We start from the raw sequence: 12,433 nt of genomic DNA, 5'->3' as shown, positions 1-12,433 counted from the left end.
TTACTTAAGAACCGGGGCGCCGCCAGAGGTTACGGTCAGTAAAGTTGAGCGAACTTTATCCTGAACCGCAGTCGGCAGCGGAGCATAACCGAGCTTCTTAGCAGTTTCTATCGGGGCACTATCCTGAGTAGCCCACCACAAGAAGCGTAGCACTGCATCAGCTTTATCTTTAGAAGCAATTTCTTTTGGAATAATAATCCAGGTGGTCGAAGCAATAGGGTAAGCTTTCGGATCGGCACTCTGGGTTACCTTCAGCTTCAGGTTATCCGGCACGCTGCCACCAAGCGCAGCGGCGCTAATCGCTTCCACGCTGGCGTTTACATAGTTGCCGGCAGGGTTCTTGACTAAAGCGTAAGGGATATTGTTAGCCTGAGCATAGGAAGATTCGATATAACCAAGGGTACCTTTGGTTTGTTTGATTAGCCCGGTTACACCGTCGTTCTTAGGAGCTTTTACCGGGTTAAGACCAGCAGCTTCCCACTTGGGAGTGCTACCGGCAGCGTTCAAAGCCTTGAAATCAGGGCTAACTTCTGCCAACCAGTTAGAGAAAACTGAAGAAGTACCGGAGTCATCCTGACGAACAGCAAGGGTAATTGCTAGGTCAGGTAAGGTTACGCCAGCGTTTTCAGCCGCAATCTTGGCATCATTCCACTTGGTGACTTTACCAGTATAGATAGCGCCAATGGTATCAGGGCTGAGCTTCAGAGTAGTAACACCATCGAGGTTATAAGCCAGCACTACTGCACCAAGAGTCATCGGGATGGTAAGAATGGGCTTGCCGTAGCTGGTGATTTCAGCATCGGTAGGATAACCATCGGAACCGGCAAAATCAACCTCACCGGCAAAGAAGCTCTTACGACCAGCGCCGCTACCGACACCGGTGTAAGTTAATTTTACGCTGGGGTTAACAGCTACGAAATCTTTGAGCCACTGTTGATAGGCGGGATCAGGGAAAGTAGCGCCTGAGCCACTCAAAGTGACGTTAGCGGTAACTTTGTAGCCACCCGGAGGTGTTACAGAAGCGGCGGCGGTAGCTGCTGCACTGGTAGCAGCGGCGGTAGTGGCAGCCGCAGTGGTAGCTGCTGCTGTTGTAGTTGTTCCGGCGGCAGTGGTAGCCGCAGCGGTAGTGGCAGCCGCAGTGGTAGCTGCTGCTGTTGTAGTTGTTCCGGCGGCAGTGGTAGCCGCAGCGGTAGTGGCAGGAACGGGGGTAGCAGTATTGTCACCGCAAGCCGTCAATACCAGCGCTAATACTAGGGTAAGCGCTAGAGCCACTAAAAATTTCGGGTTCAACGATTTGGTTCTCGAAAACAAGTGATCTTCCCTCCTTGAAAGGAAACTTAGATTTGAGTCAACAGAGATAATATATCTCTGCACAAATAGACTTCGAACAGTTTTTCACAATCTCATCTATATATCGTACTTCAGACTTATAAAGGAGTCTTTAACAAGTTGTTATTGATAATTTCAAACTTGTTAACAAAATGTTAACAAAGGTGCTGCCTTCGTTGACATTAAACGGAAGCTTGTTAAAAGCTGTTGGGGTTTTCGCTTCAGGCAAAAGGATTTAATCTCTTGTTTCAATTCTAGGCTCATTTTTACTGTGCTAAGGGAAGTCATTTATATTTAACCCAACTACTATTAGTATGACACACCCTTTTTAAGGAACTAATAACAAGTAATTAATAGTTGGTAAAAGTTTTTTTAACTCCTTTTCAACTTGACCCATACGGCTTTTGTCTCTTATACTCGCCATAGCGATACTTACTGCACAAACTATTTGCCTCTAAAGTTAGTTGCTTCTTGCTAAGCCTGCGGAAGCGGGTGGTTTCCTTTATTTTTCAGTAAAAAATCAAAAGGGAGTAAGTCAAAGATGACAAGTGACCAGAATGGACGCAGCCTAACAATTGAACAGGTGCGCCGAATTTGCGTGGTAGGATCGGGTACGATGGGTTCCCAAATTGCCCAGCAGTGTGCTTTGAACGGTTATGATGTAACGTTGACCGATGCTATCGCCCCTGCATTAGATAAAGCCCTTGCCAGCAATCGCGCATTGCTACAAGCGAGAGTCAATAAGGGCAAAATGACCCAAGAACAGTGCGATGAAGCTTTATCAAGGGTTAAAGCCGTTACCAGTTTGGAAGAAGCCGCAGGTGATGCCGATTTCGTAATTGAAGCTATTTTCGAAGATTTGGGAGCTAAACACGAGCTTTACAGAAATCTCGATAAGATTTGCCCACCGCATACCATTCTTGCTTCTAATAGCAGCACCATAGTTATTAGCAAAATCGCCGAAGCAATCCAACGCAAGGATAAAGCTTGCAACATGCATTTTTTCCATCCGGTGCTGGTAATGCAACTGGTGGAAGTTGTCAAAGGACCTGATACCAGCGACGAAACTATCGCAGTTACAATGGAACTGACCCGCCGAATCGGGCGAGAGCCGGTACTGATGCAGAAAGAAGTGTTCGGCTTTATCGTCAATTATATCCTCTCGCATATGATGGAAGCGGCTATGAGTCTATATGACGGTGGCTATGCCTCTTTCGAAGATATTGATAAAGCTGTGAAATTGGGCTTGAATCATCCAATGGGACCTTTCGAACTGGCAGATTTTAGCGGGTTGGATGTTTGGAATTTCGTGATGTTGCAAAGGTATAAAGAAACCGGCGACGAGCGTTTCAAACCCCCTGCCTTTCTCGAAGAAATGGTCAAAGAGGGGCGGCATGGACGCAAAGCAGGACGAGGTTTCTACGAGTACAACAAGTAGGGCGGTTGACCCGGTAATATGGATTTGAAGGAGGAGAACATGTCTTACGAGACAATTCTGACCGAGCGTGACGAACACGTTTTTATAATCACTCTCAATCGCCCTGACAAATTGAACGCTATAAATGCCACTTTGCGCGATGAGATAGTGGACGCGCTTTCTTCGGTGCGCAATGACCCTGAAATTCGGGCGATTATTATCATCGGTGGACCAAAAGCATTCGCCGCCGGAGCCGACATAAGCGGCTTTGTCGAAGCTACCAATGTGGATATGTTCAGAACCTTTGGCGCAGGCAATATGTGGGATTATACTGCTAACATGCCACAACCTACCATCGCGGCAATTTCGGGCTTTGCGCTTGGCGGTGGTTGCGAACTGGCAATGAGTTGTGATTTTCGGATTGCCGCTGAAAATGCAAAGTTCGGGCAACCCGAAATAAATATCGGCGTTATTCCCGGCGCTGGTGGTACGCAACGGCTCACTCGCTTGGTGGGAATGACCAAAGCCAAAGAACTGGTGTTGCTCGGTGAGCAAATTGATGCGCAGGAAGCCTACCGCATCGGGCTGGTAAACAAGATTGTCCCGGTGGATCAATTGCGAGAAGAAGCTATAACTTGGGCTAAGAAATTGTCCAGCAAGCCGCCGATTGGGGTAATGTTGGCAAAAGCCGCCATTAATCAAGGCGCAGATATGCCAATTGATACGGCGATTCTAATTGAAAGACTGGCTTTTGCCAACCTGTTCGCTACCGAAGATCAGAAAGAAGGCGCGAAAGCTTTCGTAGAAAAGCGCAAGCCTGATTATAAGGGTAAATAGGAGCTAACAAAATGTCTGATGTGGATGTGGATTTAGATTTAAGCAAAGATCAAATCGAAATCAAGGCGTGGGCGCGTGAGTTCGCCGAAAAAGAAATTCGCCCAGTAGCTGCCGAGTACGATGAAACCGAGAAAGTACCTTGGGACTTGATAAACAAGGCGGCTAAAGCGGGCTTTTTCGGGTATCCTTATCCAGAGGAGTACGGTGGGCTTGGCTTGACCAGTATCTTAACCAAGTGCGTTATTCTAGAAGAGTTGGCGTGGGGATGCGCCGGAGTAGCCGATATCATTGGAGCCACGCACCTTGCGGGTACGCCAATGATGAAAATGGGCAGCCCGGAACAGCTTAAAAAGTGGATTTCGATTATCAGCAACAGTGATAAAGCCAACCTTGCCGCCTATTGCCTTACCGAACCAGAAGCAGGCAGCGATGTAGCAAATATGCGTACCAGTATGCGCCGCGATGGGGACGAGTACGTTATTAACGGGCGCAAATGTTTTATCACTAACGGCGGTATAGCCGAAGTTTATTTCGTGTTCGCCACGCACGACCGCAGCCTACGTCACAAGGGTATTAGCGCCTTTATTATACCTGCCGGAACTCCCGGTTTGAGCGCAGGCAAAAAAGAGAAGAAGTTGGGAACTCGTTGCGCCCACACCGGGGATGTAATCTTCGAGGATGTGCGCGTCCCAATAGAGAACCGCTTCTCCGAAGAGGGTAAAGGCTTTTTGGGAGCGATGCGTGCTCTAGAAGAAGCTCGCGTGACTATGGCGGCAACCGCTTTGGGAGTGGCACAAGCGGCGTTTGATTATGCGCTGGCTTATTCCAAAGAGCGAAAAACCTTTGGGCAGCCGATTGCCAAACACCAAGCTATAGCTTTTATGCTGGCAGATATGGCAACCCAGATTGCTGCTGCCCGCGCTTTGACATGGCAAGCAGCCAGAGTAGCCGATAGCGGCGCGCCTCTAAACCAGATTGCCAGCATGGCGAAAATTATGGCAAGTGATGTAGCGGTGAAAGTTACCACCGATGCAGTACAAATTTTCGGTGGCTACGGCTATATTCGCGATTATCCGGTTGAAAAGTTGATGCGCGATGCCAAAATCAAGCAAATCTACGAAGGTACTAACCAGATTCAACGCACCGTTATCGCTAAAGAGCTAATCGGACGCGATTAACCACCTGAGCTTGGTTTTGCACTAACAAAGAAAGCCTATAGGTTTTCATTTCAGGCAAGGGGCATATGCTCCTTGTCTTTATTTTAGTCTCATTTCAAATTGCCTGAGCAGGGTGGGTGCAAAGTCGGAAAGGAGGCTCTTAGAATGCACTCTTTTTTATTTGCCAACTTTTCCGGTCTGTCCCCATGTTTTACATGGATTTTACCTCCCCATTACATCACCCTAATGCATTACAGCTAAAGTAATAACGAGGAAATGTTTAAATACTTTCCTAATTCTTATACCTGAGAGCTACATTGAGCTTACCATGCTAAACTTGAGGATGAGCGTATTTGTGAGGGTGTTTTATATGAGCAGTAACCCTTTAGATAACCCACAGGTACGCGCGGCACATTTGCTGAGACGAGCAGGTTTCGGCGGAACTCCTGTCGAAATAGAGGCTTATGCCGCGCTGAATTACAAAGATGCGGTTGAAAAGCTACTAACATTTAAATATGATGGAAACCTTGCTTTTAACCTTGAGCGTAAATTGCAAGATGCCGATTATTCGGCAACCCTTCAGGATTTGGGCTACTGGTGGTTGCTTACGATGTTACGCACGCGACAGCCATTACAAGAAAAAATGACTTTGTTTTGGCATGGGCATTTCACTACTTCCTATTCGAAAGTAAACCGTCCCGTTTCGCTCCTCACCCAAAATCAGCTATACCGAGATAATGCGCTTGGCAATTTTAGAGAACTGGTTAAAAAAGTATCGCGCGACCCGGCTATGATTGAATATTTGGATGGACAATCCAATCGCAAGGGCAAACCAAACGAAAATTATGCTCGCGAATTGATGGAACTTTTCACTATCGGCATTGGCAACTATACAGAGCAGGATGTACGCGAAGCAGCGCGCGCCTTTACCGGTTGGGGCTATCGGGGGCGCAGCTATTTTTACGATCCCAAACAACATGATGATATTAATAAAACTTTTATGGGCAAAAGCGGTAACTTCAACGGTGATGACATTATTGACATCATTCTGGATAGAAAAGAAACCGCGCAGCATATTGCGGGCAAGCTCTGGAGCTACTTCGCTTATCCCAATCCTGAACCCGCACTCGTAACCCGCTTAAGTGAAGTCTTTTACAACAGCAAATATGATATTAAAGAACTGATGCGCGCCATCTTCAATGCCCCTGAGTTTCTGGCTGAAAAAGCTTATCGGGCGCTGGTAAAAAATCCCACCGAATATATTGTCGGTACTTTTCGCCAGATTGGTACGACCGGTATTGAAGCACAAGCAGCGCGGGCAGCCGCAGCGATGGGTCAAACCCTGTTCGCACCCCCTTCTGTAAAAGGTTGGGACGGACAATTAGCCTGGATTAGCAGCACCTATTTTTTCGAGCGTATCAACGCTGCTAACGGATTAGTTACAGCACGCGGCAATCAGTTCAATTTCGACCTGTACGGCACGATGCAAGATAAAAACCTCGACTCCGGCGAGAAAGTAATTGATTACTATCTCAATACTTTGCTGGATGGGCAATTCCAGCCCACTCTAAAAAGCGCCCTGCTGGATTATACCACCGATAACGGCGCGTTAAACATTGCAGACCTGAAAGCGGGAAACGGCAACCCCAAATCTAGAGCAGTAGATACTAAATTACGGGGTTCGGTGCATCTCATCCTGTCGTCACCCGACTATATGCTGAAGTAACTGGAGAGGTGGTACGTAAATGATTAACCGAAGAAATTTTGTAAAATCAGGCGGATTGATGACACTTGCCGGGGCAATGGCTCCCAACTTTCTGGCTAAAACTTTGCATGAAGTGAATCTGAATAGCAGCAGCGCCTTGTCGGATAAGCCACGCTCATTGGTGGTAGTGCAATTGGGTGGTGGAAACGATGGTTTGAATACTGTTGTACCCTACAGCGACGATATTTATTACAACTTGCGCCCTACTCTTGGAATCAAACCGGACGAAGTTTTGAAGTTGAACGAAAATTTGGGATTGCACCCTGCAATGAAAAGCTTCAAAACCATGTGGGATAACGGGCAAATGGCGCTAGTGCGTGGAGTGGGCTATCCCAACCCCAACTATTCGCACTTTCGCTCAATGGAAATCTGGCAATCGGCGCAACCTGATAAGCCAATCACCAATGGTTGGCTGGGGCGTTATATCGAAACGTTATATGAGCAAGGCAAAAAGGCAGAAGCTGACAAAATCGGGATTGCAATCGGGGATGCCGGACAAGGCGGGGGCGGTACGATGGCTTTCTGGACTTCCAAAACGGTAGTTTTGAGCTACAACGGTAGCGACCGTTTCAACTTCAAAGCCGACCCTACCACTCCCAAGGATGTGGATTCACAGTTAGCAGCAGCCCGAAAAATATACAGCATCGCCAACAGTAACGCGACGGCAGATTATATTCGCACTGCCGCGTTAGATGCGCTAAATGCTAGCCAGCAGCTTGAGAAAATTGCCAATAACTACAAACCCGCTATTACCTATCCCAATAATCAATTCGCCAATCGCCTGAAAACGGTAGCGACCCTTCTAAATAGCGATTACGGGGCTAGAATCTATTTTGTACCGATGGAAAGTGGTTTCGATACCCATTTTAATCAGGCAACCACCCACGAACGCTTATTAGGCATTCTCAGCGATAGTCTGGAAGCATTTTACCGCGATTTAGAGGATCACAGCCTCTCGGATAGCGTATTGACTATGACCTTCAGCGAGTTTGGCAGGCGCGTAAATGAGAACGGCAGTCGCGGTACCGATCATGGTAGCGCCGAACCGTTGTTTGTGATGGGTGGCAAAAATATCATCAAGGGCGGTTTGTACGGGCAGCAACCTAACCTGTCCGATTTGGACAATGGTAACTTGAAGTCGAGCGTTGACTTCCGCTCGGTCTATTCCACCATCTTAAAACGGTGGATAAATACCGACCCTGCCAATATCGTGGGCGGCGCTTTCCCGCTGCTGGATTTTTTGAAGTAGAGGGAGCTGAAAGCAATGAAAGGTTTAAACTATAAAGCTATAAAGCTGCTAATTATCGGGCTGCTGTTAGCTCTTGTGCTGACAGCATGCAGCAACGATACGCCCACGCCTGCCCCCACTACTACCACGACCATTACCAATACCTCTGCGCCTGTTATTACAGCCACAACCAGCGCTGTTACAGCAGCTACAGCAACCACAGTGGCGGTTACACCAACCGTTTCGGTGGTTGACGCTACCCTTAAAACCGATTTGGTAATTTGGGCTGATGTTCCCATAGGTTCGGAACAATTCTTACGGGAGCAAATAACACGCTTTGGCAAAATGTATCCCGGCGTTAAAGTAACCTTGTCGATTATGGCAGGAGATGAATTGTTGTATCAGGCTGAAAGTTTGGCAGGTGCGGGGAAAGCCCCCGACCTTATCATTGCCCCTGCCGATTATGTTACCGATTTGAATAACCTAAAATTATTGCAACCTGCCGATAAGGTGCTGGATAAAAGCCTACTAGATAGCTTTGTAACCAATGCTCTGGAAGGTAGCAAGAGTAATGGTACTCAATGGGGCGTGCCTTTCAACTACGGTGGCGCGGTAGTATTACTCTATAATAAGAAGTTGGTAGAGAAAGCGCCAGCCACCATTGATGAAATGGTAAAAAAAGCCAGCGCAATTAATGAAGCTAACAACCCTTCTGACCCTAAAAAAGAGCGCGTGGTCGGCATTTCGGTGGACGTCAACGAGCCTTATTGGTTTAACGCATGGGTCGTTGGTTTTGGCGGCAGCCTCATGGCTAGCAATAACCAACCCACTTTGGACAGTCCCGCAGTAGTAAACGCTCTCAAGTTCACCCATGACCTAGTTTATAAAGATAAGCTCGCAAATCCTAACTTCGAGCCTACCATGAACCAGATAGAATATGCCTTCCGGGATGGACGATTGGGTATGATGATTACAGGTGATTGGGCTATTGCCGATTATTCCAGCCCGGCTACTTCTGGAAAAGCTTCACAGGTCGATGATTCTAAACTTGAGCTAGGAGTTGCGCCCTTACCTAAAAATGATACCACCGGAAAACTTCCCGCTTCCTACAACAATGGGCGAGCCTATTTCTTCGGGGCTAAAGCTACCGGCGACCGCTTGAAAGCTTCCAAACTCTTCGTGGAATATATGGCGCAGCCGCAACAACAAGCTGATTTGATGGCTACTACGCACCTTATGGCAGTTACCAAAACGGCAGTAAACAGCGATACGGTCAAAAAAGACCCGTTGTGGAGCAATTGGTTGGAAACGTTGGATAACTCCAAACCTCAACCTAATGCGCAGGAAATGCGCGCCGTATGGGATGCGGTGCGTCCCAACCTGCAAGCAGTAGTAGCCGATACACTCAAACCGGAAGATGCCGCCAAGCAAATGCAGCAAAGTGCGCTGGATAAAATCAAACTTCTCTCCGCTACAAAATAATTTAACAGCAACTATTCCAAAACCGGTAAGAATTGGTTTTATCGGTTTTTTTAGTGTAAAACGCCATAATATTTGCAGAACCTATTGTTATATATGTTATAATGACACTAGTTAAGACCAATAAAGTACAAGGGGAGTCCTATACAAATGGCAAATACCAGAAGCGGTAGAGTACAGTATCGCTGTTCTTTTTGCGGAAAAGGACAAGAAGATGTAAGACGCCTGATCGCAGGACCGGGTGCTGTTTACATTTGCGATGAATGTGTGGATCTTTGCCGGGAAATTATTGATGAGGAAATGAGCGGACCCAAGGCAGATGTTAACCTTGGTCGTGTACCTGCTCCAAAGCGTATGGTTGAACTGCTAAATCAGTATGTAGTCGGTCAGGATCGGGCAAAGCGAGTTTTGTCGGTTGCGGTTTATAACCACTACAAACGTATTAGCATGAATGCCCAATCCGATGAAGTAGAATTGCAGAAGAGCAACATTCTGCTAATCGGACCTACCGGAACTGGCAAAACCCTACTGGCACAAACCCTTGCCAAAATTCTTGACGTGCCATTCTCGATTGCCGATGCCACCGCGCTTACCGAAGCTGGTTATGTGGGTGAGGACGTAGAAAACATACTGTTGCGCCTTATACAGGCGGCAGATCATGATATAGCGCGGGCTGAAAAAGGTATCATCTACATTGATGAAATTGATAAAATTGCCCGCAAGAGCGACAACCCCTCCATCACGCGCGATGTTTCAGGCGAAGGTGTGCAGCAAGCGCTGCTAAAAATCCTTGAAGGCACGATGGCAAACGTACCACCACAGGGTGGGCGCAAGCACCCACATCAGGATTTTGTACAGATCGATACTACTAACATCCTGTTCATTTGCGGTGGCGCTTTCGAGGGCATGGAAGAGATTATCGGCAGACGTGTTGGACATAGCAGCATTGGCTTCAAACGTGCCACCACCGATGATGCGCAAACTACTAAAATGCAGCTACAGCCTGCCCCAGATGATTTGCTTAAATTCGGTCTGATTCCCGAATTTATCGGACGTGTTCCGGTAATCGTAACGCTCGATTCACTAGATAAAAGTTCACTCATCCGCATTCTCAGTGAACCTAAAAACGCTATTATCAAGCAATATCAAAAACTACTGGGCGCAGATAAGGTCGAATTGGTTTTCACCGATGATGCCCTAGAGGTTACCGCTGAAAAAGCTATGGCGCAAAAAACCGGCGCGCGCGGCTTACGTACCACCATAGAAGAAGCGCTTACCGACATAATGTACGAAGTGCCTTCAATGGAAAATGTACGACGCTGTATCGTAAATGCCGATGTAATTGAGGGGCGAGCTCGTCCGATTTTGCAAGGAGCGAATCGCACTGAGCTAACCATCGAACCTCCTCTGGAAGAAAGCGCCTAATTATAGTTTTTTACATAACCTGATCATAACAAGCCCTCCAATCTGTGAGGGCTTTTCTTTTTCTCAAATTTAATACTTTCCCTCTCTTGTAAAACTATAGACAGCTTGCCCAATACAAATACTAAATGAACAAAATGTAAAGTGCAGAGGTTCTGTAAGCTAAGTTGTAAGGTTGTAGCGTTATAATAGCTTACGAAGGTTAATGTAGAAAAGATACAGGACAGGGATATCATGAACTCGCAAAAAGACCCAGATGTCGAAATGTTGAAACAAATCAGACATTACTACCATGATATAAATCAGCCATTAACTACAATAATTTTACTCTCGGATATGGGCGCTAGTTCGGATGGTTTAACCGTACAAGAAACTAAAGATTTATACGAAGCCGCACTCAGATGCCGAGAACTACTGGCAAACTTCCATGATTATATCGAAACGCTGGATGTTGCTTAATAATAAACAAGGTTAATTGCTTTAGACTTTCTATTTTATATAGCCCTTTTGGGCTATTATTTTGTTAGATATAGATTTTTAAAACCTTATATTAATTCATGTTTTCGATTTTGTTGTAAAATAAATTTTGCTACCGTACAGATATAAAGGAGAGGAAAAGGAGGAGAAGGTTGAGGCAGAGTGGTAAACTGTAGTTTTCTTACCGACCAAAGTAGAAAGCAAAAGGATACCAAAATGAGTGACAACCTTCGCCGACATCGTGCCATAAAACAGCAATTGTTGCAACTCCACCCACAAGCGCAGGGGCGCGAATTACAATATTTAACAATTCTAGCGATGGTGATCAGTGGGATTGTAGGTAGTCGGCATAGTGCGTTGCCTAATATCGCCGCCAAAGTGCCAGATAAAACTAAACGGGAAAGCCGCATCATCCGAATGCGCCGATTGCTCAAAAATGATAACTTTAACCAAAAAGTGGTGTATGCTCCTTTCGCCAAACAATTGCTGAGTAGCCTGTGTCATTGTCCACTGGTACTGGTGATAGATGGCAGTCAGGTTGGTGCTGGTGGAATGGGCTTAGTAATCAGTGTAGTATATCAGGGGCGGGCTTTACCTTTGGGTTGGTTGGTGGTTAAGGCTAAAAAGGGACATTTAGCTCAAGCTTTGCACATCAGATTGTTAAAGCAAGTTCACTCGTTGGTTCCGTCTGGTAGCCAAGTAGTCTTTTTGGGTGATGGTGAATTCGATGGCTGTCGTTTGTTAAGACGGTTAGATTATTACGGTTGGCAGTATGTCTGTCGTACTGCTAAAAATAGCCAGGTCTGGTTGGATGAACAAGCTCATTATGCCATCAGTAAGTTAGGGGTTCAGCCTGGTCAGGTAGTGAGTCAGAGCGGCGTAGCATTCAGCAAACACGAGTACGGACCAGTACTGGTCATAGCGGTCTGGCAAAAGCCTTACCGTGAGCCACTTTATCTGGTGAGTAATTTGGCTCTAGCCCAGGAAGCAATCCGGTACTACAAAAAGAGGTTTAGGATTGAAACCTTCTTTTCCGATAGCAAGAGCCGAGGGTTTCGGCTGGACAAGAGCCATTTGGATGACCCTAAACGGCTAGAAAGGTTATTGTTAGCGGCTTGTCTGGCTTATCTTTGGATTGTACATCTGGGTACGATAGCTTTAGCTGAAGGCTGGAACCGGGTCATTCATCGCACCGAACGACTGGATTTGAGCCTGTTCAATTTAGGTTTGAACCTGCTTGAGCATTTTTTGAATGAACATTTACCCTTACCAGTCGCCTTTATCCCTTTTCTTTTAGAGGATTTCTAATTGTGTACGGTAGC

10 protein-coding genes are annotated in these 12,433 nt (G+C 46.5%); 9 read left to right on the top strand and 1 reads right to left on the bottom strand.

Going from position 1 to position 12,433, the window contains the following annotated elements; translation table 11 throughout:
• Positions 1-1,311, bottom strand: coding sequence for a phosphate ABC transporter substrate-binding protein PstS (gene pstS / locus OZ401_RS19035; RefSeq protein ID WP_341470102.1), 1,311 nt, complete (start codon positions 1,309-1,311; stop codon positions 1-3).
• Positions 1,312-1,870: 559 nt separating this feature from the next.
• On the opposite strand from pstS, the gene OZ401_RS19030 reads away from it, so the two are divergent.
• The 9 genes from OZ401_RS19030 to OZ401_RS18990 all read left to right on the top strand — a co-directional run bounded on the left by OZ401_RS19030 (position 1,871) and on the right by OZ401_RS18990 (position 12,419).
• Positions 1,871-2,767, top strand: a complete 897-nt coding sequence (locus tag OZ401_RS19030; RefSeq protein ID WP_341470101.1) for a 3-hydroxyacyl-CoA dehydrogenase family protein — start codon at positions 1,871-1,873, stop codon at positions 2,765-2,767.
• Positions 2,768-2,806: 39 nt separating this feature from the next.
• On the top strand, positions 2,807-3,583 hold the full coding sequence (locus OZ401_RS19025; protein WP_341470100.1) for an enoyl-CoA hydratase/isomerase family protein: 777 nt from the start codon (positions 2,807-2,809) through the stop codon (positions 3,581-3,583).
• 11 nt (positions 3,584-3,594) lie between these two features.
• Positions 3,595-4,761 carry an acyl-CoA dehydrogenase family protein gene (locus tag OZ401_RS19020; protein WP_341470099.1) on the top strand — a complete coding sequence of 389 codons (1,167 nt, stop codon included), beginning with the start codon at positions 3,595-3,597 and terminating at the stop codon, positions 4,759-4,761.
• A 349-nt stretch (positions 4,762-5,110) separates the two neighbouring features.
• A complete protein-coding gene (locus OZ401_RS19015; RefSeq protein ID WP_341470098.1) occupies positions 5,111-6,466 on the top strand; it encodes a DUF1800 domain-containing protein in 1,356 nt (451 codons plus the stop codon).
• 19 nt (positions 6,467-6,485) lie between these two features.
• Positions 6,486-7,754 (top strand): DUF1501 domain-containing protein, encoded by a 1,269-nt coding sequence (locus OZ401_RS19010; protein WP_341470097.1) that lies wholly within the window; start codon positions 6,486-6,488, stop codon positions 7,752-7,754.
• A gap of 15 nt (positions 7,755-7,769) precedes the next feature.
• Entirely contained in the window at positions 7,770-9,215 is a 1,446-nt protein-coding gene (locus OZ401_RS19005; RefSeq protein WP_341470096.1) for a sugar ABC transporter substrate-binding protein, read from the top strand.
• 147 nt (positions 9,216-9,362) lie between these two features.
• Positions 9,363-10,637 carry an ATP-dependent Clp protease ATP-binding subunit ClpX gene (clpX, locus tag OZ401_RS19000; RefSeq protein ID WP_341470095.1) on the top strand — a complete coding sequence of 425 codons (1,275 nt, stop codon included), beginning with the start codon at positions 9,363-9,365 and terminating at the stop codon, positions 10,635-10,637.
• 231 nt (positions 10,638-10,868) lie between these two features.
• Positions 10,869-11,093, top strand: coding sequence for a hypothetical protein (locus OZ401_RS18995; protein WP_341470094.1), 225 nt, complete (start codon positions 10,869-10,871; stop codon positions 11,091-11,093).
• Positions 11,094-11,327: 234 nt separating this feature from the next.
• Positions 11,328-12,419, top strand: coding sequence for an IS4 family transposase (locus OZ401_RS18990; RefSeq protein ID WP_341467879.1), 1,092 nt, complete (start codon positions 11,328-11,330; stop codon positions 12,417-12,419).
• The last annotated feature ends 14 nt before the right edge of the window (positions 12,420-12,433 follow it).

The sequence above is a fragment of the Candidatus Chlorohelix allophototropha genome (genome assembly GCF_030389965.1).
GTDB classification, from domain to species: Bacteria; Chloroflexota; Chloroflexia; order Chloroheliales; family Chloroheliaceae; genus Chlorohelix; species Chlorohelix allophototropha.
The sequence above is the reverse complement of the archived record's forward strand: the minus strand, read 5'-3'. Positions and strand labels throughout refer to the sequence as shown.